At 64.9% G+C, this 22,272-nt stretch carries 22 protein-coding genes and 1 pseudogene; 9 read left to right on the plus strand and 14 right to left on the minus strand.

Going from position 1 to position 22,272, the window contains the following annotated elements:
* Positions 1 to 39 precede the first annotated feature (39 nt).
* Together hemA and ACQ86E_RS10975 are read left to right on the plus strand one after the other, a co-directional pair.
* The gene (gene hemA, locus ACQ86E_RS10970; RefSeq protein WP_431206444.1) at positions 40 to 1,269 is read left to right on the plus strand and encodes a 5-aminolevulinate synthase; all 1,230 of its coding nucleotides are present in this window, start codon (positions 40 to 42) and stop codon (positions 1,267 to 1,269) included.
* A 390-nt stretch (positions 1,270 to 1,659) separates the two neighbouring features.
* A complete protein-coding gene (locus ACQ86E_RS10975; RefSeq protein WP_431205400.1) occupies positions 1,660 to 5,169 on the plus strand; it encodes a PAS domain-containing hybrid sensor histidine kinase/response regulator in 3,510 nt (1,169 codons plus the stop codon).
* Between the two features lie 7 nt (positions 5,170 to 5,176).
* Here ACQ86E_RS10975 and ACQ86E_RS10980 read toward each other — a convergent pair whose 3' ends face one another.
* The 3 genes from ACQ86E_RS10980 to ACQ86E_RS10990 are packed head-to-tail and all read right to left on the minus strand — an operon-like array spanning position 5,177 to position 7,229.
* Positions 5,177 to 5,998 carry an SDR family NAD(P)-dependent oxidoreductase gene (locus ACQ86E_RS10980; protein ID WP_431205401.1) on the minus strand — a complete coding sequence of 274 codons (822 nt, stop codon included), beginning with the start codon at positions 5,996 to 5,998 and terminating at the stop codon, positions 5,177 to 5,179.
* Positions 5,999 to 6,016: 18 nt separating this feature from the next.
* A complete protein-coding gene (locus ACQ86E_RS10985; RefSeq protein WP_431206445.1) occupies positions 6,017 to 6,535 on the minus strand; it encodes a cytochrome P460 family protein in 519 nt (172 codons plus the stop codon).
* Between the two features lie 22 nt (positions 6,536 to 6,557).
* Positions 6,558 to 7,229 carry a response regulator gene (locus ACQ86E_RS10990; protein ID WP_431205402.1) on the minus strand — a complete coding sequence of 224 codons (672 nt, stop codon included), beginning with the start codon at positions 7,227 to 7,229 and terminating at the stop codon, positions 6,558 to 6,560.
* Positions 7,230 to 7,571: 342 nt separating this feature from the next.
* Between ACQ86E_RS10990 and ACQ86E_RS10995 the strand changes: the two genes are divergently transcribed.
* Complete coding sequence (locus ACQ86E_RS10995; protein WP_431205403.1) at positions 7,572 to 9,197, plus strand: MFS transporter; 1,626 nt, start codon at positions 7,572 to 7,574, stop codon at positions 9,195 to 9,197.
* Positions 9,198 to 9,270: 73 nt separating this feature from the next.
* Here ACQ86E_RS10995 and ACQ86E_RS11000 read toward each other — a convergent pair whose 3' ends face one another.
* Genes ACQ86E_RS11000 through ACQ86E_RS11010 form a run of 3 tightly spaced genes read right to left on the minus strand, consistent with a single transcriptional unit; the run spans position 9,271 to position 10,753 of the window.
* Positions 9,271 to 9,744 carry a secondary thiamine-phosphate synthase enzyme YjbQ gene (locus ACQ86E_RS11000; RefSeq protein ID WP_431205404.1) on the minus strand — a complete coding sequence of 158 codons (474 nt, stop codon included), beginning with the start codon at positions 9,742 to 9,744 and terminating at the stop codon, positions 9,271 to 9,273.
* A gap of 8 nt (positions 9,745 to 9,752) precedes the next feature.
* The gene (locus ACQ86E_RS11005; protein WP_431205405.1) at positions 9,753 to 10,274 is read right to left on the minus strand and encodes a hypothetical protein; all 522 of its coding nucleotides are present in this window, start codon (positions 10,272 to 10,274) and stop codon (positions 9,753 to 9,755) included.
* Between the two features lie 41 nt (positions 10,275 to 10,315).
* The gene (locus ACQ86E_RS11010) at positions 10,316 to 10,753 is read right to left on the minus strand and encodes a hypothetical protein (protein ID WP_431206663.1); all 438 of its coding nucleotides are present in this window, start codon (positions 10,751 to 10,753) and stop codon (positions 10,316 to 10,318) included.
* On the opposite strand from ACQ86E_RS11010, the gene ACQ86E_RS11015 reads away from it, so the two are divergent.
* The 5 genes from ACQ86E_RS11015 to ACQ86E_RS11035 all read left to right on the plus strand — a co-directional run bounded on the left by ACQ86E_RS11015 (position 10,634) and on the right by ACQ86E_RS11035 (position 13,272).
* On the plus strand, positions 10,634 to 11,008 hold the full coding sequence (locus ACQ86E_RS11015) for an AtpZ/AtpI family protein (protein ID WP_431205406.1): 375 nt from the start codon (positions 10,634 to 10,636) through the stop codon (positions 11,006 to 11,008). The two genes, ACQ86E_RS11010 and ACQ86E_RS11015, sit on opposite strands and share 120 nt — an antisense overlap.
* A gap of 110 nt (positions 11,009 to 11,118) precedes the next feature.
* Positions 11,119 to 11,868 carry a F0F1 ATP synthase subunit A gene (locus ACQ86E_RS11020; RefSeq protein WP_431205407.1) on the plus strand — a complete coding sequence of 250 codons (750 nt, stop codon included), beginning with the start codon at positions 11,119 to 11,121 and terminating at the stop codon, positions 11,866 to 11,868.
* 53 nt (positions 11,869 to 11,921) lie between these two features.
* Complete coding sequence (locus ACQ86E_RS11025; RefSeq protein ID WP_007599451.1) at positions 11,922 to 12,152, plus strand: F0F1 ATP synthase subunit C; 231 nt, start codon at positions 11,922 to 11,924, stop codon at positions 12,150 to 12,152.
* Positions 12,153 to 12,214: 62 nt separating this feature from the next.
* Positions 12,215 to 12,781 carry a F0F1 ATP synthase subunit B' gene (locus tag ACQ86E_RS11030; protein WP_431205408.1) on the plus strand — a complete coding sequence of 189 codons (567 nt, stop codon included), beginning with the start codon at positions 12,215 to 12,217 and terminating at the stop codon, positions 12,779 to 12,781.
* A gap of 5 nt (positions 12,782 to 12,786) precedes the next feature.
* Entirely contained in the window at positions 12,787 to 13,272 is a 486-nt protein-coding gene (locus tag ACQ86E_RS11035) for an ATP F0F1 synthase subunit B (protein WP_431205409.1), read from the plus strand.
* Positions 13,273 to 13,402: 130 nt separating this feature from the next.
* On the opposite strand, the gene ACQ86E_RS11040 is transcribed toward ACQ86E_RS11035, so the two are convergent.
* From ACQ86E_RS11040 to ACQ86E_RS11060, 5 genes and pseudogenes are all read right to left on the minus strand, one after another.
* The gene (locus ACQ86E_RS11040) at positions 13,403 to 14,053 is read right to left on the minus strand and encodes a hypothetical protein (RefSeq protein ID WP_431205410.1); all 651 of its coding nucleotides are present in this window, start codon (positions 14,051 to 14,053) and stop codon (positions 13,403 to 13,405) included.
* Positions 14,054 to 14,200: 147 nt separating this feature from the next.
* Positions 14,201 to 14,787, minus strand: a pseudogene (locus ACQ86E_RS11045) (GNAT family N-acetyltransferase).
* Positions 14,788 to 14,829: 42 nt separating this feature from the next.
* Complete coding sequence (locus ACQ86E_RS11050) at positions 14,830 to 16,119, minus strand: M16 family metallopeptidase (RefSeq protein ID WP_431205411.1); 1,290 nt, start codon at positions 16,117 to 16,119, stop codon at positions 14,830 to 14,832.
* The gene (gene thrC / locus ACQ86E_RS11055; RefSeq protein ID WP_431205412.1) at positions 16,116 to 17,534 is read right to left on the minus strand and encodes a threonine synthase; all 1,419 of its coding nucleotides are present in this window, start codon (positions 17,532 to 17,534) and stop codon (positions 16,116 to 16,118) included. Before thrC ends, ACQ86E_RS11050 begins: the two co-directional genes overlap by 4 nt.
* 557 nt (positions 17,535 to 18,091) lie before the next feature.
* Positions 18,092 to 18,736 carry a response regulator transcription factor gene (locus tag ACQ86E_RS11060; protein WP_431205413.1) on the minus strand — a complete coding sequence of 215 codons (645 nt, stop codon included), beginning with the start codon at positions 18,734 to 18,736 and terminating at the stop codon, positions 18,092 to 18,094.
* A gap of 86 nt (positions 18,737 to 18,822) precedes the next feature.
* Here ACQ86E_RS11060 and ACQ86E_RS11065 point away from each other — a divergent pair, with 86 nt between their 5' ends.
* The gene (locus ACQ86E_RS11065; protein WP_431205414.1) at positions 18,823 to 20,154 is read left to right on the plus strand and encodes a histidine kinase; all 1,332 of its coding nucleotides are present in this window, start codon (positions 18,823 to 18,825) and stop codon (positions 20,152 to 20,154) included.
* Here ACQ86E_RS11065 and ACQ86E_RS11070 read toward each other — a convergent pair.
* Genes ACQ86E_RS11070 through ACQ86E_RS11080 form a run of 3 tightly spaced genes read right to left on the minus strand, consistent with a single transcriptional unit; the run spans position 20,138 to position 22,239 of the window.
* A complete protein-coding gene (locus ACQ86E_RS11070; RefSeq protein WP_431205415.1) occupies positions 20,138 to 20,416 on the minus strand; it encodes a DUF3325 family protein in 279 nt (92 codons plus the stop codon). The two genes, ACQ86E_RS11065 and ACQ86E_RS11070, sit on opposite strands and share 17 nt — an antisense overlap.
* Positions 20,413 to 21,960: a PepSY-associated TM helix domain-containing protein gene (locus ACQ86E_RS11075; protein ID WP_431205416.1), complete on the minus strand. Its 1,548-nt coding sequence runs from the start codon at positions 21,958 to 21,960 to the stop codon at positions 20,413 to 20,415. The genes ACQ86E_RS11070 and ACQ86E_RS11075 overlap by 4 nt, the downstream gene beginning before the upstream one ends.
* A gap of 3 nt (positions 21,961 to 21,963) precedes the next feature.
* Positions 21,964 to 22,239 (minus strand): hypothetical protein, encoded by a 276-nt coding sequence (locus tag ACQ86E_RS11080; protein WP_431205417.1) that lies wholly within the window; start codon positions 22,237 to 22,239, stop codon positions 21,964 to 21,966.
* Positions 22,240 to 22,272: the final 33 nt, after the last annotated feature.

Here is a 22,272-nt window from a genome sequence, read left to right on the forward strand (position 1 = left end):
ATGCGGCCCTTTGGCCCGGTTCCGCTGCAGGTTTCGCCGATGGATTACGCCCAGTTCTTCAATTCCGCCCTCGATCGTCTCCACTCCGAACGGCGCTACCGCGTGTTCGCCGACCTGGAGCGCCTGGCCGGACGGTTTCCGCATGCGCTCTGGCATTCGCCCAAGGGCAAGCGCGATGTCGTGATCTGGTGCTCCAATGATTATCTCGGCATGGGCCAGCACCCGAAGGTGGTCGGCGCCATGGTCGAGACCGCGACGCGCGTCGGCACCGGCGCAGGCGGCACCCGCAACATCGCCGGCACGCATCATCCGCTGGTGCAGCTCGAGGCCGAGCTGGCCGATCTCCACGGCAAGGAAGCCGCGCTGCTGTTCACCTCGGGCTATGTCTCGAACCAGACCGGCATCGCGACCATCGCAAAGCTCATTCCGAACTGTCTGATCGTGTCGGACGAGCTCAACCACAATTCGATGATCGAAGGCATCCGCCAGTCCGGCTGCGAGCGCGTCGTGTTCCGCCACAACGACCTCGCCGACCTCGAGGAGAAACTGAAGGCTGCGGGTGCGAACCGGCCGAAGCTGATCGCCTGCGAGAGCCTCTATTCCATGGACGGCGACGTCGCCCCGCTCGCGAAGATCTGCGATCTCGCCGAGAAGTACAACGCGATGACCTATGTCGACGAAGTTCATGCCGTCGGCATGTACGGGCCGCGCGGCGGCGGCATCGCCGAGCGTGACGGCGTCATGCATCGCATCGACATTCTCGAGGGCACGCTGGCCAAGGCGTTCGGCTGCCTCGGCGGCTACATCGCCGCCAACGGCCAGATCATCGACGCCGTGCGCTCCTATGCGCCGGGCTTCATCTTCACCACCGCGCTGCCGCCGGCGATCTGCTCGGCCGCGACCGCGGCGATCAAGCACCTGAAGACCTCGAGCTGGGAGCGCGAGCGCCACCAGGACCGCGCCGCGCGCGTCAAGGCGATCCTCAACGCCGCCGGCCTGCCGGTGATGTCGAGCGACACCCACATCGTACCGCTGTTCATCGGCGATGCCGAGAAGTGCAAGCAGGCCTCCGACCTGCTGCTCGAAGAGTACGGCATCTACATCCAGCCGATCAATTATCCGACGGTCGCCAAGGGCACCGAACGGCTGCGCATCACGCCTTCGCCCTATCACGACGACGGCCTGATCGATCGGCTCGCCGACGCCCTGCTGCAAGTGTGGGACCGCCTCGGCCTGCCGCTGCGCGAGAAGTCGATGGCGGCGGAGTAGGTTTTTCTTTCGCCTTCTCCTTTGATCTAGCTTTCACCGTCTCCGGAGCTACCCCTCTCCCCGACCCTCCGCCACAAGGGGGAGGGAGCGAGAGAGTGTGCCTGCCTTACATCGATCGATGTGCAAATACCTGACGCGCGGCCGGTCACATCTTTATCGCCACGAACGACGCTCTCTCCGTTCCCTGCCCCCTTGTGGGCGAGGGGCAGAGTGAGGGGTGCCACGCGGGGACTCACTCGGCAGGCCCGGCGACCCACTCGCCGTTTAACGACAACCCCGATTCCCGCCCCCGCCACGGCATTTCGCTGTCGCCTCCACCTGCCCAACGCGCTAGATTTGCAGGGAAAATGAGATCGGGCGCCGTCGCGCCCTGGGAGAAGCACGCTCGCCATGCTGCACGACTGGGGCGTGATCGCCGCCGCCTTCGGCTATATCGGCTTCCTGTTCCTGGTGGCGAGCCATGGCGACCGCCGCTCGCCGGCCGGGCGAGGCCGTGCGTCCGGGCTGATCTATCCGCTGTCGCTGGCGATCTACTGCACCTCCTGGACCTTCTTCGGCTCGGTCGGCTTCGCCACCCGCACCTCGACCGACTTCCTGGCGATCTATCTCGGCCCGATCCTGATGATCGGGCTCGGCGCCGGCGTGCTCCGCCGCGTGATCCAGCTCGCCAAGGCCCACAACATCACCTCGATCGCCGACTTCATCGGCGCGCGCTACGGCAAGAGCCAGGCGGTGGCGGCGACCGTCGCGCTGATCGCGATCATCGGCTCGGTGCCCTACATCGCGCTCCAGCTGAAAGCGGTCGCGTCCTCGCTCGAAACCATCCTGAGCGAGGACCAGGCCTTCTCCCACATCCCGATCGTCGGCGACGTCGCATTGATGGTGACGCTGGCGATGGCAGCCTTCGCCGTGCTGTTCGGCACAAGGCAGACCGACGCCACCGAGCACCAGCACGGCCTGATGCTGGCGGTCGCGACCGAATCCATCATCAAGCTGGTCGCCTTCCTCGCCGCCGGCATCTTCGTCACCTTCTGGATGTTCTCGCCGCACGAGCTGATCGAGCGCGCGATGAAGACGCCGGAGGCGGTGCGCGCCATCAACTACACGCCGTCGATCGGCAATTTCCTGACCATGACGCTGCTGTCGCTGTGCGCGATCATGCTGCTGCCGCGCCAGTTCCACGTCAGCGTCGTCGAGAATTCCAGCGACGCCGAGGTGGGCCGCGCGCGCTGGCTGTTTCCGCTCTATCTCGTTGCCATCAACCTGTTCGTGATCCCGATCGCGATCGCCGGCCTCGTCAGCTTTCCGTTCGGCGCGGCGGACCCCGACATGTACGTGCTGGCCTTGCCGATGGAAGGCGGCGCGGATCTGCTCAGCGTCGCCGTGTTCGTCGGCGGCCTGTCGGCGGCGACCGCGATGGTGATCGTCGAATGCGTCGCGCTCTCCATCATGGTCTCGAACGACCTCATCGTGCCGCTGGTGCTGCAGCGGCGGCCGGAGGGCCGCACCGGCGGCGCCGATTTCAGCGACTTCCTGCTGCGCTCGCGGCGGCTTGCGATCTTCGCCATCATGGTGATGGCCTATTTCTACTACCGCGCGCTCGGCAACACCCAGCTTGCGGCGATCGGCCTGCTCTCCTTTGCCGCCATCGCGCAGCTTGCACCGAGCTTCTTCGGCGGGCTGCTGTGGCGGCGGGCGACTGCGCGCGGCGCCATCGGGGGCATGCTGGTCGGCTTCGCGGTGTGGCTCTACACGCTGTTCATCCCGAGTTTCATGGACACCTCGACGTCGGGCATCCTGCTGCTCCAGCACGGCCCGTTCGGGATCGAGGCACTGCGGCCGCAGGCGCTGTTCGGCGCCGATCTGCCGCCGCTGATGCACGGCGTGATCTGGTCGCTGTCGCTCAATGTCCTCACCTATGTCTTGTTGTCGCTGGCGCGCCGGCCGTCATCGATCGAGCTGGTACAGGCCGATCTGTTCGTGCCCAACACGCTCGCGCCGATCTCGCCGAGCTTCCGGCGCTGGCGCACCACCGTGACGGTGCAGGACATCCAGACCACGGTCGCGCAATATCTCGGGCCCGACCGCGCGCGGCATTCGTTCGAGGCCTTCTCGGCGCGACGCAACGTACGGCTCGAGCCCGGGGCACCCGCCGATTTCGAGCTGCTGCAGCACGCCGAGCACCTGATCGCCTCGTCGATCGGAGCTGCGTCCTCGCGCCTCGTGATGTCGCTGCTGCTGCGCAAGCGAACGGTCTCGGCAAAAGCCGCACTGAAACTGCTCGACGATTCCCATGCGGCGCTGCACTTCAACCGAGAGATCCTCCAGACCGCGCTCAACCACGTGCGCCAGGGCATCGCGGTGTTCGACGCCGATCTGCAGCTGATCTGCTCCAACCGGCAGTTCGGCGACCTGCTCAACGTGCCCCCGCATTTCATCCAGTTCGGCACGCCCTTGCGCGAAATCCTGGAATTCATGGGCGTGAGCGATCCGGACGATCCGGCCGGGCGCGAAGCGATGATCGAACGGCGGCTCGGCGCCTACACCACCGAGGGCGAGCCCTATCTCGAACGCCTGCCGGAACGCCATATGGTGATCGAGGTGCTCACCAACCGCATGCCCGGAAGCGGCTTCGTCATCACCTTCACCGACGTCACGCCCACCTTCGAGGCCGCGGAAGCGCTGGAACGCGCCAACGCAACGCTGGAAAAGCGCGTGCGCGACCGCACCGAGGAGCTGACGCGGCTGAACTCCGAGCTCGCTTTGGCCAAGAGCGCCGCGGAGGACGCCAGCATCTCCAAGACGCGCTTCCTCGCCGCCGCCAGCCACGACATTCTCCAGCCGCTGAACGCAGCGCGGCTCTACGTCACGAGCCTGGTCGAGCGCCAGCACAGCGGCGAGGAGACACGGCTGGTCGAGAACATCGACGAATCGCTGCAGGCGATCGAGGAGATCTTGGGCGCGCTGCTCGACATCTCGCGGCTCGACGCCGGCGCGATGACGACCTCGATCTCGAGCTTCAAGATGGCCGATCTGATGCGCTCGCTGGAAATCGAGTTCGCGCCGATCGCACGCGCCAAGAATCTGGAGCTCGCCTTCGTGCCCTGCTCGCTGCCGGTCGCGTCCGATCGCCTGCTGCTGCGGCGACTGCTGCAGAACCTGATCTCCAACGCGATCAAATACACCCCGCGCGGCCGCGTGCTGGTCGGCTGCCGCCGCCAGGGTCCCTCGCTCAAGATCTGCGTCTACGACACCGGCGTCGGCATCCCCCTGGTCAAGCGCGGCGAGATCTTCAAGGAATTCCATCGCCTCGAGCAGGGCGCGCGGATCGCGCGCGGGCTCGGCCTCGGGCTTTCAATCGTCGAGCGGCTGGCGCGGGTGCTCAACCACGGCATCGCCATCGACTCCAATGCCGGCGGCGGCTCGGTCTTCTCGGTGACGGTGCCGACGGCAAAGGCGATCACCCACACCGCCGCGGTGACCAGCGCGACGCCGCTGGCCCGCACGCCGATCTCGGGCGCCCTGATCGTCTGCATCGAGAACGACGCCGCGATCCTCGACGGCATGCGCACGCTGATGAAAGCCTGGGACGCCGAGGTGATCGCGGTCACGGATCCCGAGGGCGCGATCGCGGCCATGGAGGCCGCCGGCCGCCGCGTCACCGGCCTGCTCGTCGACTACCATCTCGACCGCGGCAACGGCATCGCCGCGATCCGGGACATCCGCCGCCGCTTCGGCGACACCATCCCCGCGATCCTGATCACCGCCGATCGCAGCCCCGCCGTCCAGGTCGCCGCGCGCGATGAGAGGATCGCCGTGCTTAACAAGCCGGTGAAGCCAGCCTCGCTGCGCGCTCTGCTCGGGCAATGGCGGACGCAGCAGATGGTCGCTGCCGAATAAGACGCGGTCAGTAGTCGGTCGAGACGCTGAGCGCGCGCCATTTCTCCAGTTCGTCGAGACGCTGCCGGTCCGTCGCCGCGATGGCGTTGACGGCATCGCTGCCGAGCGCGATCCGCAGCGGCGGGCGCTCCATGTTCGCAAGCTTCAGCACCACATCGGCCGCCTTGGTGGGATCGCCGGGCTGGCGGCCGTCGTAATCGCGCTGCATCCTGACGGCAGCGCCGACCACTGCGTCGTATTCCGGACGTCCTTCGTCGGTTTCATGCGAGGCTTGGGCAAAGCCGGTCCGGAAGCCGCCGGGCTCGACGATCGTGACGCGCACGCCGATCAGCGCCATCTCGCGCGCCAGCGATTCCGAAAAACCTTCGATGCCCCATTTCGCCGCCGAATAGGGCGCGCGGGCCGGTGCGCCGATCCGCCCGCCGACCGACGAGACCTGCATGATGTGCCCGCGGCGCTGCTGGCGCAGCACCGGGATCGCCGCCTTGGTGACGATGATGGTGCCGATCAGATTGGCCTCGATCTGCTGACGAAACGAGGCGAGGCTGGTGTCCTCGACCGAGCCGAGATCACCATAGCCGGCATTGTTCACGACGACGTCGAGACCGCCGAATGCCTCCACCGCGAGGCCGATCGCCGCCTGCGCGGCAGCCTCGTCGGTCACGTCGAGCGTTGCGAGCCGCAATCGTTCCCCGAAACGCTCCCGCAGCGGTTCGAGCGCATCGAGATTCCGGGCCGTGGCAACCACCCGGTCGCCCGCAACGAGCACGGCTTCCGTGATAGCGCGTCCAAGTCCGCGCGAGCTGCCGCTGATGAACCAGGTCTTCATGCCGATCTCCGCATACTCTCAGGGCGCCAACCGGGTGAAAACGAAATCATGGCTCTTGGCGCGGGCTTCGTGACAGCCCCAGCAGGTACGGTGCTGTGCTTCGTTGACCGGCTTGCCGTTGATAAAGCGGCCAAAGCCCCAGCCCCCGGTGGAGGCGTATTTCTTGGAATCCTTGACCATCACCTGGACCGTCGTAGCAGCACCGGGGATCGTCGCGGACGCAAATTCCGGTGATTGCTTCCGCTTCCAGGCGCGCTTGACCAGAATGGTGCCATCCGGGAACGGAAGTTTTCCAGCCTGGTAGGCATCGATTGCGGTCTGGTTGCCGACGATGGCGCGAAGCTCGTCGAGCGGCGGGGCCTCCTCCGACGGTGCGATCAGCTCCCATTGCTTGTAGCCCGCGGGAATCGCGACGCCGAAGATCGGCGAGGCGTTGGCGGCGGTGCTTTCGGCCGGCGTCTGCGCCGAGACGATCGTGGCCAGATACGGCACGCAGGTCAGCAGAATGACGACGATAACCACGGCAAGAACGATCACCGTAGACAATGCGAATGGCTTCTCACCCCGTCGGGGTGCCCTGCTTCCATTGGCCGCCGGCGATCTTCGCGGCGGCGATCACGGCTTGCGTCCGGCTCTCGACGCCGAGCTTTTGCAGGATCGCGGAGACGTGCGCCTTGATGGTGGCCTCGGAGACACCGAGCTCGTAGGCGATCTGCTTGTTGAGGAGACCCTCCGACAGCATCATCAGGACCCGCACCTGCTGCGGCGTCAGCGTGACCAGGCGGTCGCGCAGGCGGGTCATATCAGGGTCGGCAGCTGCCGTGAGGTCGATGTCGGCGGGAACCCAGACGTCACCGTCCATCACCTTGAGAATGGCGTCGCGCAGCGTCTCGACGCCGTAGCGCTTGGGAATGAAGCCGGAGGCGCCGAAGTCGAGCGAGCGACGGATCGTGGCGCCGTCGTCGGAAGCAGAGACGATCACCACCGGGATCGCAGGATATTGCGCACGCAGATAGATCAGGCCGGAAAAGCCGGAGATGCCGGGCATCGAGAGGTCGAGCAGGATCAGATCGACGTCGGATGTTTGTTCCAGCAGCTTGGTCAGATCCTCGAACGATCCGGCCTCATCGATCCTGGCCGAGGTCAGGACGCCCGCCACCGCCTGCCGCAATGCGTCACGGAACAGGGGATGATCATCGGCAATGACGAGATGGGTCGAAGGAGCGTTCATCGTTCTCTTGCTGTGGTTCGCGACCAGCCGGCGAGTCGCTGCCGCGGTGTGTCAATTCTTCCCTGACCGGCCGTGGCATGCAAGTACACATTATCCCTTTGCAGCAAAGGGGTTAATCCCCAGCCTTCGGAATCAGCGCCAGCGCCCGATACCACACGTTCAGGTGCGCGTCAGTGCGCAAGGCCGAAAGTCGTATTGGGGAGGGTTTCACGCCGATGTTACTTTGCGGTCAAGACCCAGGTTGATCCGGCACGCCCGGACATCTGGGGCGCGAGGAAACGATCTTTCGGGGAGCGACTCAATATGTCGACAATTGCAGTGTCTGAAACACGCGCGGGAGGTATGACGAAGGACGAACGGTTCGTCATTCTCGCCTCCTCGCTCGGTACCGTCTTCGAGTGGTACGACTTCTATCTCTACGGTTCGCTGGCCGGCATCATCGGCGCGCAGTTCTTCTCGGCCTATCCGCCGGCGACCCGCGACATCTTCGCGCTGCTGGCCTTTGCTGCCGGCTTCCTGGTCCGCCCGTTCGGCGCGATCGTTTTCGGCCGTGTCGGCGACATCGTCGGCCGCAAATACACCTTCCTCGTCACCATCCTGATCATGGGTCTGTCGACCTTCATCGTCGGCCTGCTGCCCAACGCGGCAACGATCGGCATCGCGGCTCCGATCATCCTGATCGCGCTGCGCCTCGCCCAGGGCCTGGCGCTCGGCGGTGAATACGGCGGTGCGGCGACTTACGTCGCGGAGCACGCGCCGAACGGCAAGCGCGGCTATTACACCTCCTTCATTCAGACGACCGCCACGCTCGGCCTGTTCCTGTCGCTGCTGGTGATCCTGTTCACCCGCAGCGCGCTCGGCGAAACCGAGTTCGCGGCCTGGGGCTGGCGCATTCCGTTCCTGGTCTCGGTGCTGCTGCTCGGCGTCTCGGTCTGGATCCGGCTGCGGCTGAACGAATCGCCGATCTTCCAGAAGATGAAGGACGAGGGGAAGAGCTCGAAGGCCCCGCTGACGGAAGCCTTCGGCAACTGGCAGAACGGCAAGCTTGTGCTGCTCGCGCTGCTCGGCGGCGTGATGGGCCAGGGCGTGGTCTGGTACACCGGCCAGTTCTACGCGCTGTTCTTCCTGCAATCGATCCTGAAGGTCGACGGCTATACCGCCAACCTCCTGATCGCATGGTCGCTGCTGCTCGGCACCGGCTTCTTCATCGTGTTCGGCATGCTCTCCGACAAGATCGGCCGCAAGCCGATCATCCTCGGCGGCTGCCTGATTGCGGCGCTGACCTTCTTCCCGATCTTCAAGATGATCACCACCAACGCCAACCCGGCGCTTGAAAAGGCGATCGAGTCGGTCAAGGTCGAGGTGGTGGCGGATCCCGCGGTCTGCGGCGACCTGTTCAACCCGGTCGGCACCCGCGTGTTCACTGCGCCTTGCGACACCGCACGCGCCTTCCTCGCCCAATCGTCGGTCAAATACTCGACCAAGTCAGGCGCAGCGGGCTCGGGCGTCAAGGTGATGGTCAATGACAAGGAAGTCGCCTACGCCAACGCCAAGGACGGCAACCCGGCAGTGCTGGCCGCCGTGCAGGCCGCCGGCTATCCGAAGGCCGGCGACGCCGGCATCGTGAAGATGTCGCACCCGTTCGACATCTTCCGTCCGCAGGTGGCGGCGGTCGTCGGACTGCTGTTCGTCCTGGTGCTCTTCGTCACCATGGTTTACGGCCCGATCGCCGCGATGCTGGTCGAACTGTTCCCGACCCGCATCCGCTACACCTCGATGTCGCTGCCCTACCACATCGGCAACGGCTGGTTCGGCGGCCTCTTGCCCGCGACCGCCTTCGCCATCGTGGCCTCCACCGGCGATATCTACGCGGGTCTCTGGTATCCGGTCATCTTCGCGTCCATCACGGTCGTGATCGGCTTCTTCCTGCTGCCCGAGACCAAGGACGTCGACATCAAGGCGACCTGATCGACAGCAACGATCGACAACCCAACCGGCCGCGGTCTCCGCGGCCGGTTTCGTTTTGGGCAACAGAGAAACATTACTGATTGCTGCCGATGAACTGCAGCACCACCTCGCGCCGGTGCGGGCGCATGCGGTGCTCGATCAAATAGATCGCCTGCCATGTCCCGAGTCCAAGCTTGCCATGCAGCACCGGGATCTGAAGCGAGGTCCCCGTCAGCATGGTCTTGACGTGGCCCGGCATGTCGTCCGGTCCTTCGGTGTCGTGCGTCCAGCCGGCATTCTCCGGCGCGAGCCGTGACAGCGCCGTGGTGAGATCGACGAGCACGGACGGATCGGCGTTCTCCTGGATCGTCAGTGAAGCCGAGGTGTGACGGATGAACAGCGTCAGCGCGCCGTCGCGCGCGTGAACGTCCTGGATGAATTTTGTGGACTCGCTGGTGAGATCGGTGAAGCCACGACCCGGTGTCTGCACGGTGAGCAGGGACGATGCGATGGTGGTGGCCTGCACAGTCGACGGCGCCGAGCGCGTCAGGTGTTTCTCGGGTCTCATTCGAGCTCTCAAATCTTTCCCGACACGTCCTTCTGCACGCGATTGGCCATGTCGATCAGCCGGCGCCAGGCCTTTTCCAGGAACGACATCACGCGATCGACGTCCTGGTCGCTCGGCAGCGGAATCTCGATCTTGCGATCGCCCTCGGCGACGTTCGGTTCAGCCTTCTTCAGCGGGTCGGATTTCGGTAGCGCCTCATCGACCTTGCCGGACACGGTCGGTCCCGCCGCGAGTTGCCCTTTCAACTTCTCCACCTCGGTCTGGAGCCGTCCGATCTCGGCGTCGAGCGCGGTACGCTCGTCTGGCACGGCATAGCAGGCCCAGCCGGCGCCGCTCCTGGTACAGGTCGACACCGTGCCTGTGCGGGTGTCGAGCCGCAGCACGCCTTCGGGGATGGGCGTCATGCTGTAGCGGCCGTTGTCGCTATCGGGGGCCGATTGCGCGGCGACGAGACCGCCGCTGGTTGCCATCAACGCGGCAAGCGCGGCTGCCGCAAGCCATGATACTGTGGACGATGTTGCAGGTCTCATCGCACTCTCCGCCACGACGCGCGGGTGGCACATCCCCAATTCTACACCCGGGCGAGGCCAACCGCCGCCAAAAACGCGTAGCTTGAATCAACGATCGCCGCGGCCGCTTTGATCCCGGCAGCGCGGCAAAATAGCGACGACCCTCGCCGATCGTGGGAAGAGCTGCTGCGGTGCGGCGTCACGCTGTGTGCAGCGCTGCCACACATAGCAATATCCTCAAGAAAATCAGTCACATAAGAGAAGGCGACGCAATCGTGACTTGGCTTGACTTGATTATGGGCCATCAGTATGGTCCGCGCGGCTTTTGAGGGTGGCGGGCGTAATTTCCATTCAGCCGTGGCGTTTCGGGTCTTCGTTGCATGACACAGGGCACGGGACACGGCGGGAATGGAGATCGCGATAGATCGTCCGAGGAAGCTGCGCTTTCCGAACGGCTCGGAAATCTTGACCAGCGGTTGTCCGAACTTCGCGACCGCCACGTCAAGACCGAGCAACCCGCAGGTGACGATGGAGACAGAGCGGCCAGAGCTTCGGCGATGGCGCTTGGGTTCCGGTTATCCTCCGAGTTGGTCGCCGGGGTCGTTGTCGGAGCGGGGATTGGCTGGGGGTTCGACCGCTTGCTGTCGACGTCGCCTTTCGGGTTTATCGTGTTCCTGCTGCTGGGCTTCGTGGCCGGCGTGGTGAATGTGGTGAGAACGGCAGGCGCGGGTCAAAACAGGCGCGGTGGTTCTTAAGCGATCCGCACAGGAGAGGAATGATCGTACCGGCCTCGCCGGTACGGGCCGGCCCGGCCGGAGACCGAGACCCGCCGGCATTGCCCGGCAGACCAAGAGATGCCGCGCTGATGAAAATCGACCCGATCCACCAGTTCAACATCGAGCCTCTCTTCACCCTGGGCCATATCGGCAATCATACGATCGCCTTTACCAATTCATCGCTCTACATGCTGATCGCCGTGGCGATCATCTCGCTCCTGATGCTGGCGAGCGGCACCCAGCTGGTTCCGGGACGCCTGCAGTCGGTCGCCGAGATCTCCTACGAGTTCGTGGCCTCGACCATCCGCTCGACCGCCGGCTCGGAAGGCATGAAGTTCTTCCCGCTGATCTTCTCGCTGTTCATGTTCATCTGCGTCTCGAACCTGATCGGCATCATTCCGTACACCTTCACGATTTCGAGCCATCTGATCGTGACGGCGGCCCTGGCGCTCCTGGTCTTCTTCACCGTCCTGATCTACGGCGTTGCCAAGAACGGCATGAAATTCTTCTCGATCTTCGTGCCTCACGGCGTCCCCGGCTACATCCTGCCGCTGGTGATGTTCATCGAGGTCCTGTCGTTCTTCCTGCGGCCGGTCTCCCACAGCGTCCGTCTGTTCGCCAACATGCTGGCCGGCCACATCGCGCTGAAGGTGTTCGCGGGCTTCGTCGCCATGCTCGGCTTCTCGCTCGGCGCCCTCGGCTGGGTCGGCGGCGTCCTGCCGCTCGCGCTCACGGTCGCGCTGTACGCCCTCGAGATTCTGGTCGCCTTCCTGCAAGCCTACGTGTTTGCGATCCTGACCTGTATCTACCTCAACGACGCCATTCATCCGGGACACTGAGCAGTCCGGGGAATTTCCACCCAAAACCCAATCTTTCTTCCAAGGAGTCTAAAATGGATCCGGCAGCAGCAAAACTTATCGGCGCGGGCATCGCATGCATCGGCATGGGCGGCGCGGGCGTCGGCGTCGGCGTGATCTTCGGCAACTACCTCGCCGCGGCCGTTCGCAACCCCTCGGCCGCTCAGGGCCAGTTCGGCAACCTGATCTTCGGCTTCGCCGTGACCGAAGCGCTCGGCATTTTCTCGCTGCTGATCGCGCTGCTGCTGCTGTTCGTTCCGCTCTGAGGACGACGTTCTTCGCGCCGCTTCGACCGAAGCGGCGCGGCTGACAGCAACAGGAGTACTCCATGGCTGAGAGTCATGGCGGGGCGAAGGGTCCAGCGGCGGGCGCCCATACCGAGGCTGACGGTGGTCACCACGGTGGCGGCTTTCCGCCATTCGAGAGCAGCACCTATGCTTCGCAGCTGGTGTCGCTCGCGGTCTTCTTCGTCGTGCTTTACGTGGTCGTGTCCAAGCTCGCTCTGCCGAAGGTCGGCGGTGCGATCGAGGCGCGTCAGAACAAGATCGAGGGCGACCTCGCCGAAGCGCAGAAGCTGAAGGATCAGTCCGAAGCGGCGCTGAAGGCCTACGAAAACGAGCTCGCTTCGGCGCGCGCGCGTGCGCAGGCGATCGGCAATGAATCCCGCGACAAGGCGAATGCGCAGGCGGACGCCGAGCGCAAGGCGCTGGAAGAACAGCTGGCGGCCAAGCTCGCTGGGGCGGAGAAGACCATCGCGTCGACCCGCGCCAGCGCCATGAGCAATGTCCGCGCGATCGCTGCCGATTCGGCAGGCCAGATCGTGCAGCAACTCACGGGCGTCGTTCCGGATGCAGCGTCGGTCAATGCCGCCGTTGACGCGTCCTTGAAGGGTTAGTCGATATGTTCTTCGATCCTGAAACCTGGGTCGCCATCGCCTTCGTGATCCTGATGGTCCTGTTCGGCTATCTCGGCGTCTTCAAGAAAGCGATGACTGCGCTCGACCATCGCGCCGACCGCATCAAGGCCGAACTGGACGACGCGATGCGCCTCAAGCAGGAGGCGGCCAAGGTGCTCGCCGACTACAAGGCACGCACCGCGTCGGCCGAACGCGAAGCTGCCGACATCATTGCCAACGCCAGGTCCGAAGCCGAGCGCATCGCGACTGATGCCAAGGCGAAGATGGAAGACTTCGTCGCCCGCAGAACCAAGACCGCGGAGAGCAAGATCGCCCTCGCGGAGGCCCAGGCGCTGGCCGATGTCCGGGCCGCGGCCGCCGACGCCGCCATCCAGGCCGCTTCCACGATCCTGTCGCAGTCGGTCAAGGGTCAGGTCGCCGACGATCTGCTCGCGAAGGGCATCACCGAAGTCCGGCAGAAGCTGAACTGAGGACGAACGCCTCACCCATCAAAAAGCCGGCGCGATGAGCGCCGGCTTTTTTGTTGGTCGCGGCTCTCGTGTCCCGGACGCGGTGCAGCGTACAGCGCTGCTCCGCACAGCCGGGGCACGGCCCCTACAGCTACTTCTTCTTTCGCGCCTTCGGCTCAGGCGCGAGCGCCTGCGGGTCGAAGCCGACATAGAAGATATAAGAATCCGCGATCGCGGCCGAAGGCACCGGATAGGCCAGATCCTCGGCGACGAAGGTGAAGGGCACGCTGCCGCCTTCCGCCATCTCGACCGTGGTCCGATAGGCCTTCGAGGCGATCACCTTCTCGCCGACGCCGCCCTGCACCACGGCGATGCGCAAGGGCACATCGACCGTCGCTGGCGCACCGGCGGGACCGGCGATGACGCGTCCCTGGATGCCGACCCGGGCCGTGATGTCGCCGCCGCTGCGGAAGCATTCACGCGCCATCTTGGTGATGGTGGCCTGGAAGCGGACCTCGTTACCGACGGCCGGCTTGCCCGCGGCTCCGACCGCATAGGTGGAGGCTCCGGCGCGCACCGTGACCTGCGGGCAATCGACGTCGTCATCGGCCGGCTGGCCGGGCGCAGGTGCCGGCTTGGGCTGGGCCGGCTCGTCGGACTTGCCGCCAAACAGACCCTTGAAGCGGTCGGTCAGCGACTGCGCCGAGGCCGGCGAGACGGTCGCAAGCGACACCGAGAACGCCAGTGCGATCACCGGGCCCTGCCGCAGCACATGCCGCAATGATCGAAGCTGCTTCACCATCAACGCCCGTACTCCATGACATTCTTCCGGCGACAATCCTCCGGCCGATCGCCGGCCGGCCAGCGGTTTATATCGCCAAAATCGGCGAACCCAAGGCAAGTAAAATAAGGCAGCCCCCGGGAGACTTTGGCCCGATGGACAGCGGGCTCAGCCGCGGAAATCCTCGTGCAGCAGGCCGAACAACAGATGATCCTGCCAGACCCCGTTGATGCACAAATAGCGGCGCGCCAGCCCTCGCGGGTGAAACCGCACTTCTCCAGCACCCGGATCGATGGCGCATTGGTGGGGATGCAGGCGGCCTCGACCCGGTGCAGATTGAGCTCGCCGAACAGCGTGGGCAGCAGCACCCGGAGCGCCGCCGTCATGTAGCCGCGATGGGCATTGGGCTTGCCGACCCAGTAGCCGATGGTGCCGGCCTGGACGATGCCGCGGCGGACATTGGCCAGCGTGATGCCGCCGATCATGGCGCCGTCGAGCTCGCGGAAGATCAGGAAGGGATAGGAGCGGTCCGCGGCGATGTCTTCGGAATAGCGGCGCAGACGGCGGCGGAAGCCGGACCGGGTGAGGTCGTCCGACGGCCAGATCGGCTCCCAGGGGGTCAGATAATCACGGCTGGACTCGCGCAGATGCGCCCATTGCAGGAAGTCCGACATCTGCGGGGCGCGCAGCAGAAGTCCGTTACCGCGCGGCGCGAGGGCGGCGGGTCCACTGGATGGCAGGCGAAACAGGGCCATGGTGATGCTTCCCCGGGGCAGATCAGCCCGTGCGCGCGGCTCCTAATGCAGCCGCGCCTTGGCACGTGCCCGGGTCAATCCTTCCGCAAAAGACACCGCCGTGTCCAGACCCCTGCCACTGCCTAATGCGACAACCGCAGGGCGGCTCCGCGAAAGCAGTGCGCGCGCGGCGTCCCGGGTCGATTCGACGCTGACGGCGTCGATCCGGGCCACCAGCTCCTCCACCGTCTGCGGCCGGCCGTAGGCCAGCACATGGCGGGCAAGCTGCTCGGCGCGGGACGAGCAGCTCTCCAGCGCCATCAGGAGGCCGGCCTTCATCTGCGCCTTGGCCCGTGCGATCTCGGCCTCGGTCAGCGTCTCCACCGAATCGTTCATGATGTCGACCACGACCTCCATCATCTCCGGCGCGTCGGCGGGATCGGTGCCGGTGTAGAGGCCGAAGAAGCCGGTGTCGCTATAGGGCGCGTGGAAACTGTAGATCGAGTAGCAGAGGCCGCGCTTCTCGCGGACCTCCTGGAACAGCCGCGACGACATTCCGCCGCCGAGGATGTTGGTGAAGACCTGGAGCGAGAACAGCGACAGATCGCTCTGCGGCACGCCTTCCAGCGCCAGCGTCAGATGCGCCTGCTCGAGCTCGCGATGCACCACCTTGGCGCCGCCCTTGCCGAACATGGCAGATTGCGGCTTTGGCCCCGCCGTCCCCTCGAAACTCGCAAACCGCCGCTCGACCTCGGCGACCACCTGCTTGTGATCGACGGCGCCGGCCGCAGCCACCACCATGTCGGGCCCGCGGTAATGTGTCGAGAGATAGCCGCGCAGCATGTCGCGGTTGAAGGCACCCAAGGTCTTGGCGGTGCCGAGCAGCGAGCGGCCCATCGGCTGGTCGGGATAGCAGAGCTCGTTGAGGTGTTCGAACACGACGTCGTCGGGCGTGTCCTGCGCGGCACCGATCTCCTGCACGATGACGTTCTTCTCGCGCTCCAGCTCGTCTGGCTCGAAGGCTGGATTGGCCAGGATGTCGGCGAGCACGTCGAGTGCAAGCGGCACGTCGGCCTTCAGCACCCGCGCATAATAGGACGTGGTTTCGGTCGAGGTGCCGGCATTGAGGTCGCCGCCCACCGCCTCGATCTCCTCGACGATCTCGCGCGAGGAGCGCTTGGTCGTGCCCTTGAACGCCATGTGTTCGAGCAGATGCGAGATGCCGTGCTCGTTCGGCTTCTCGTCGCGTCCGCCGACGCCGGCCCAGACGCCGAGCGCCGCGGTCTCGAGATGGGGCATTTTGTCGGTGACGACGGTCAGGCCGGACGCAAGCTTGGAAATCTCGACGCTCATCCGGCAACTCCCTGTTTCGCGGCGCGGCTGACCGACAGCACGAACCGCTCGACCTCGCCCTGCTCGTTCTTCATCACCTTCATGTGTTCGGATTTGGTCATGAGACCGTCGAGCCAGGCCGGCAATTGCGGCCGCTGACCGCAGGCCGCCTCGACCGCATCGGGGAATTTGGCCGGATGGGCCGTCGAGAGCACGATGCTGGGCACCGTCGTGTCCGTGGTGTCGCGGTCGGCGACCGCGAGCGCGACGGCCGTATGTGGATCGACCAGTTCGCCCGCCTCGCGCCAGGCGGCGCGGATCGCAGCCGCGGTCTCGGTCTCGTCGGCGCGACCTGCGTCGAACTCCTCGCGGATCGCGGCCAGCGTCGCGTCGGGTAGCACGAACCGTCCGGACTGCTTCAGAGAATCCATCAGGCGGCGCACTCCGGCGGCGTCACGCCGGCCGGCCTCGAACATCAGCCGTTCGAAATTTGAGGAAATCTGGATGTCCATGGACGGCGACGCCGTGGCGTGCACCTCGCGCACCTCGTAGATCCCGGTCTTGAGCGTCCGCGCCAGGATGTCGTTGACGTTGGCGGCGATGCGCAGGGTGCGGATCGGAAGACCCATGCGCTTTGCGACATAGCCTGCGAAGATGTCGCCGAAATTGCCCGTCGGCACGACGAAATCCACCGCGCGCGCCGGCGCACCGACGGCAACGGCCGAGGTGAAGTAGTAGACGACCTGCGCGACGATGCGTGCCCAGTTGATGGAATTGACGCCGGAGAGCGAGGTCGCATCGCGGAAGCGATGGTTGTTGAACATCCCTTTCACGAGCGCCTGGCAGTCGTCGAAATTGCCTTCGATGGCGAGCGCATGGACGTTCGTTGCGCCCGCCGTCGTCATCATGCGCCGCTGCACCTCGGAGATGCGGCCGTGCGGGAACAGCACGATGAGATCGACGTTCTCCAGCCCGGCAAACGCATCGACAGCAGCGCCGCCGGTGTCGCCTGAGGTCGCGACCACGATGGTCGTACGCTGGCCGCGCTTGGCGAGCACGTGGTCCATCAGCCGCGAGATCAGCTGCATCGCGACGTCCTTGAAGGCGAGCGTCGGACCGTGAAACAGCTCCAGCACGAACTGGTGCGGCGACATCTGGCGCAGCGGCACCACCGCGGGGTGGCGGAAGGTGGCATAGGCCTCGTTGGCCATGCGGCCGAGCTCGGCGTCCGAAATCTCGCCGCCGGCGAAGGGGCGGATCACATCGACCGCGACCTCCCAATACGGGCGGCCAAAGAAGCCGGCGATGGTGTCGGCCGAGAGCTGTGGCCAGCTGGCCGGCACATACAGGCCGCCATCGCGGGCAAGCCCGGTCAGCATCACGTCGCAGAAACCGAGTTCGGGGGCCTCGCCCCGGGTCGAGATATAACGAGTCAAACTGCCCTCCAAAGGCCGGCCGGGCCTGAGCCAGATCGGTAAGCCTTTGATTTTATGAAATTACTAGTCAACAGCCAGAGGCTTTGGACCACCATAAAGTGTTTTGCGGCATCGGGAAACCGCTTCCCGTCCGCACCTGCCTCCAACGAAAAAGGGCTGCGGTGATGCCGCAGCCCCTCTCTTGGAAGGTCTGTCATTGATTTGTGCAGACCAGTTTGGCTTGTGCGGGTCACGCCCCGCGAAAACAGTTCGCGCCAGCTTTCATCGCCTGTCATGACATCGTCAAGGGCGAAAACGACGGGCGCAAGAAAAAATTCCTACTTTTCCCGACACACTATCGTCCACCGGTGCGCATAGAGGCGGTTCGCCAGCCCGTTTTTGCTTCTTTTTCCCGAATCGAAGATAGGTTCCGGAACGAATATCACCCGCCCCCATTGTGCCCGAGGATGGTGTCGGCGGTGTCCATGCATTGCCCGGCTGGCGCCGATACCGATCCGCCCCGCCGAACCGGATGCATCCTGGAGCAGCCGGTTCGGCGACCGGGCGGCGCCGCGATCTCAGTTCATCCCGATTTCCACCGCGATCCGGATCAGATCGGAATGATTCTTGGCCCCTAACTTCTGCTTGAGCAGGGATGTGGTGTTGGCGACCGTCTTGTAGGAGATGCCGAGCGCCTCGGCGACCTCGACGATCTTGTCGCCTCGCCCGAGCAGGCGAAGAATTTCAAGCTCCCGCGGCGTCATCTGCGAGGCCGGATTGGCCTTGATCGCGGCGCCGGAGAAGGTCACGGCCTCCGCGAGTTGCGGCGAGATGAAATTGTCGCCGGCGACCACCTTGCGTACCGCCTTGAGCAGGATCCGGGGATCGTCGCCCTTGGAGACATAGCCCTGCGCCCCCAGTTCGACCGCCCGCACCACAAAAGCCGGATCATCGTTCATGCTGAACATGATGATCTTGGCCTCGGGATCGTCCTTGCGTATCCGCCGCATCAGCTCGAAGCCGGAGACATCGGGCAGGCTGATGTCGATGACGGTAACGTCAGGCCGCTTGCTGATATAGGCACGGTGCCCGGATTTGGCGTCGATCGCCTCGTCGATCCGGATCGATTGGTCGGACGCGAAAAGGGTACGGCAACCCGACAGCACCACGGGATGGTCGTCGACGATCAGAACCTTGGTCGCCGGCTTGGCGGTATCTTGCATTTCGCGCTCTCTGGTTTTTCGACTCATAGACCGGCGGGAACAAATGGAAAGAGAAAATCCGGCCAATGCGCGTTAGAATTGACCTAATGTGGCAACGGCTCTCTTTCAGGACTCAACTGTTTCTTCCGCTCGGCCTGAGCTTCCTCGCCGCGTTGGCCATGAGCGGCGTGCTGCTCCAGACCTTCGCGACCGGCCAGCTGGCCGACGAGAATGAGCCGGGACGACGCTCGGCCCGGACAATCGCCGGGGCGCTCAACAATACCTTGAGCGCTTCGAACGATCCGCAAAAGGCGCTTGACGCTTTTGTCCATTCCTTGGGCACATCCTCTGATATCCAATTCCGGCCAGCGGAAACAGGTTCTACGCCTCCTCCGAAGGACAGCCTGCGTGGGCTGCATAGCGTGCCGCAATGGTTCGTCGACCTGATCGCCATTCCGGACATGGACGCAGCATCTCCGGTCATCATTGACGGCAGGCGCGTCGGCGATCTCGTCTTCGTGCCCGACCTGTCGGCCGACCTGTTCGAGAAATGGATCGGCTTTCTGGCGCTGACGAGCCTCATCGCCGTGCTGATGGTGCTGACTGGAACGATCTCCTATCTTTTCGCGGGATCGGCGCTGCGTCCCCTGCACAATCTCGGTGTAGGCCTCACCCGCATCCGGCGCGGCGATTACGCGACGCCGATCCCGGTGGCCGGGCCGCCGGAGATCCGGCAGAGCTGCGAGGAAGCCAATGCGCTGGCGGCAACGCTCGCACAATTGAGCCGGGACAATCGCGAATTGCTGCACCGCCTGGTGTCGCTCCAGGACGACGAGCGGCGCGATCTCGCCCGGGAGCTGCACGACGAGCTCGGGCCATTGCTGTTCAGCATTCGCGCCGGCACGACCGCGCTGATCGAGACCGCGCCACCGTCGGGAAATCTCGGCAATGCGACCCAGGAGGTGATGCGCTCGGTCGAAGCGCTCCAACAGACCAACCGCCGCATTCTCGACCGGCTGCGCCCGCTCTACATCGAGGAATTGGGGCTGGAGAGCAGCGTGCAGACGCTGCTCCAGAACTTTCGCAGGCAGGCGCCGCAGGTCGCCCTGACGGCCACGTTCGCCCCTGATCTCGACGGCATCGCCGGACCGCTGGCGCAGACCGTCTATCGGTTGATCCAGGAGGCGTTGACCAATGTGTTGCGCCACGCCGGAGCAAGCCATGCCCACGTGCAGGCGACCATTGCCGGCAGCGCACTCACCATCGAGATCGCCGATGACGGCGGCGGCTTTCCCGCCGGCAACGTCTTCGGCCGGGGCCTGACCGGGATGCACGAGCGCGTGCGCGCGCTCAGCGGATCGCTGTCACTGCTTCGCGCGGACGAGCGAACCTATGTGCGATGTCGCCTGCCGGTCCCGGAATCTAGGTCGACGCCGTAAATCCGGGCAGCCACGCCAGCATCAGCGCAACGGCCATCGCGCTGATGCTGAGCAGACAGGCCCAAAGCAGCGCGCCAAAGGCCAGTCCCTCGCTTCGCACCAACATGGCGAGCACCGCCAACAGCAGGACCGCACCCAGCGATCGCGCCGCGATCCTGCCGGAAGTCGAGAGGTGACCGTGCCGGACGATGCGGTTGAACTGCTTGGGCTGGCTGCACGCCAGCAGGCTCCAACCGGCGAGGAGCAGCATCATCGCGATCATCGCGCGCTCTCCCGCAAGGACGCCGCACCGACACGCCCGCCGCGCGAAAGGCGACGTGCGGCCCACGCGGAGACGGCGGCGGCAATCAGCAGCGTCAGATCGATGCCCGCGACCGGCCAGAGCTGCGGGGAGGCGATGGATCTCGCCAGGTGGTCTCCGGTGGTAAGAGCGTTGAGCAGCACCGCCATCAGGGCCAGCGCGGAGATCGTCCAGCACTGACCAACCCACGCCCGGCCTGTGGCGCCCCATGCATGACACAGCGTGAGCAGCCAGATCAGGTGGAAGACGATGGCCTCGATCATGCCGCGCCCGATGCCGAAAGCCGAAACGCCGAGAGGCAGCGCACGATTCACGACCATGAAAGAAAGCGTCGCAATCAGCAGCCCGGTCACGCTCGCAACCGTGACCGCCGCGACAACGCGGGCTCCGGAACGACCGAGCTTGCGATGCCGCTCGCGCCGGGACTCGACCCAGAACAACAGGCCGGTGGCAATCAGCACGCATCCCGCAAGCCCGAGCAGGAAATACGACCAGCGCAGCGTCCAGTGCCTGAACTGGATGAAATGCAGTCCGGCGATGAAGCGCTGGGTGACCGCGGCCGGCTTCTCGGGCCTTGTGGCCGAGAGCATCTCGCCGGTCACCCCGTCGACATAGGCGACATGAGAGATGTTGCTGACGACGTCCTCGGAGGCACGGTTCACCTGGACATAGGCCGCGGCATCGCCGGGATTGAAGACATAGAGATAATTCGGCTCGCCCTGCCCCCACACCGACCTCGCCTTTGCGACGATCGTGTCGAACGAGACCAGGTCCGCGGCCTGCCGGACGGGTGGCCGCACATAGGAGCCGTAGGCCTCGCGGCCGAACAGGCGCGCATCCTTTCCATAGACGGCCCAGATGCTGCTGGGAAAATACAGCGAGAACAGGATGACGAGGCCGGAGACGCTGATCACGACGTGAAAGGGAAGACCGAGCACGCCGGCGACGTTGTGCAGATCGAGCGTGGCGCGCCGGATCTTGCGCTCGGGCCGGAAGGTGAAGAAGTCCGCGAATATCTTGCGGTGGATCACCACGCCGGAGACGCACAGCGTCATCATCATCATGCCGCAGAGGCCGACGATCCAATAGCCGAGCCCCAGCACCTTCAGGTTCAGGCTATAGTGAAACGGATAGATGAACCGACTGGCGCCAAGCGTGCCCTGATCCGGCAATTCCGCGCCGCTGCGCGGATCGAACATGTGCTGGGCGAACGAGCCGTCCGGGGCCCGCCAGAATGCCGTGATGACGGGATTGCGTTCGTTCGGGACGAGCAGAAGCACGCTGGGCGATTTTGCCGCCAGCGCGGCCTGATAGGCCGGCCGCATCGTGTCGTAGGAGAAATCCGCCGGAAGCGCGAGGCGCGATGCCGGCATCATCCAGCGGTCGATCTCCTTGTCGAAGACCGACAATGTTCCCATCCAGAAGATGGCGAACAACAGCGACCCCAGCACGACGCCCGACCAGGTGTGCAGCCAGTTCATCGATGCGCGGAACGTCGCCTCCATGGTCTAGGACACCAAATGATCGAGGAGGAAAACCAGCGTCAGGCTCAGCGTGGTCACGGCGCCAAGCCAGAGCGTGACGCGGATCAGGCCCGGCTCGGCAAACGACCAGATCATGACACCGAGATAGATCACGAATCCCAGCATGGAGCCGAGCGTCGCGGCTTCGCTGCGCTCCATGCCGACCATGGCCACCGCGATCATCGACAGGGCAGCGATGATCGCTGAGGTTCCGACATAACCTCCGACAATGGCAAGGGCGGTTCTGGCGAATATCATCATCTGATGGTGTTCACGGTCCGTCGGATCATGGTC

It is taken from the genome of Bradyrhizobium betae (assembly GCF_050632175.1).
GTDB lineage: Bacteria > Pseudomonadota > Alphaproteobacteria > Rhizobiales > Xanthobacteraceae > Bradyrhizobium > Bradyrhizobium betae_B.

What these genes read in the sequence shown, in the direction of transcription:
- ACQ86E_RS11030 (WP_431205408.1), top strand. Translation starts at nt 12,215, where the DNA reads ATGGCTGAGAGTCATGGCGGGGCGAAGGGTCCAGCGGCGGGCGCCCAT.
- ACQ86E_RS11070 (WP_431205415.1), bottom strand. Translation starts at nt 20,416, where the DNA reads ATGATCGCGATGATGCTGCTCCTCGCCGGTTGGAGCCTGCTGGCGTGC.
- ACQ86E_RS11015 (WP_431205406.1), top strand. Translation starts at nt 10,634, where the DNA reads ATGACACAGGGCACGGGACACGGCGGGAATGGAGATCGCGATAGATCG.
- ACQ86E_RS11050 (WP_431205411.1), bottom strand. Translation starts at nt 16,119, where the DNA reads ATGAGCGTCGAGATTTCCAAGCTTGCGTCCGGCCTGACCGTCGTCACC.
- ACQ86E_RS11065 (WP_431205414.1), top strand. Translation starts at nt 18,823, where the DNA reads ATGTGGCAACGGCTCTCTTTCAGGACTCAACTGTTTCTTCCGCTCGGC.
- ACQ86E_RS11060 (WP_431205413.1), bottom strand. Translation starts at nt 18,736, where the DNA reads ATGCAAGATACCGCCAAGCCGGCGACCAAGGTTCTGATCGTCGACGAC.
- ACQ86E_RS11080 (WP_431205417.1), bottom strand. Translation starts at nt 22,239, where the DNA reads ATGATGATATTCGCCAGAACCGCCCTTGCCATTGTCGGAGGTTATGTC.
- hemA (WP_431206444.1), top strand. Translation starts at nt 40, where the DNA reads ATGGATTACGCCCAGTTCTTCAATTCCGCCCTCGATCGTCTCCACTCC.
- ACQ86E_RS11005 (WP_431205405.1), bottom strand. Translation starts at nt 10,274, where the DNA reads ATGAGACCTGCAACATCGTCCACAGTATCATGGCTTGCGGCAGCCGCG.
- ACQ86E_RS10980 (WP_431205401.1), bottom strand. Translation starts at nt 5,998, where the DNA reads ATGAAGACCTGGTTCATCAGCGGCAGCTCGCGCGGACTTGGACGCGCT.
- ACQ86E_RS11035 (WP_431205409.1), top strand. Translation starts at nt 12,787, where the DNA reads ATGTTCTTCGATCCTGAAACCTGGGTCGCCATCGCCTTCGTGATCCTG.
- ACQ86E_RS11020 (WP_431205407.1), top strand. Translation starts at nt 11,119, where the DNA reads ATGAAAATCGACCCGATCCACCAGTTCAACATCGAGCCTCTCTTCACC.
- ACQ86E_RS11040 (WP_431205410.1), bottom strand. Translation starts at nt 14,053, where the DNA reads ATGGTGAAGCAGCTTCGATCATTGCGGCATGTGCTGCGGCAGGGCCCG.
- ACQ86E_RS10995 (WP_431205403.1), top strand. Translation starts at nt 7,572, where the DNA reads ATGACGAAGGACGAACGGTTCGTCATTCTCGCCTCCTCGCTCGGTACC.
- ACQ86E_RS10990 (WP_431205402.1), bottom strand. Translation starts at nt 7,229, where the DNA reads ATGAACGCTCCTTCGACCCATCTCGTCATTGCCGATGATCATCCCCTG.
- ACQ86E_RS11025 (WP_007599451.1), top strand. Translation starts at nt 11,922, where the DNA reads ATGGATCCGGCAGCAGCAAAACTTATCGGCGCGGGCATCGCATGCATC.
- ACQ86E_RS11000 (WP_431205404.1), bottom strand. Translation starts at nt 9,744, where the DNA reads ATGAGACCCGAGAAACACCTGACGCGCTCGGCGCCGTCGACTGTGCAG.
- ACQ86E_RS11075 (WP_431205416.1), bottom strand. Translation starts at nt 21,960, where the DNA reads ATGGAGGCGACGTTCCGCGCATCGATGAACTGGCTGCACACCTGGTCG.
- ACQ86E_RS10975 (WP_431205400.1), top strand. Translation starts at nt 1,660, where the DNA reads ATGCTGCACGACTGGGGCGTGATCGCCGCCGCCTTCGGCTATATCGGC.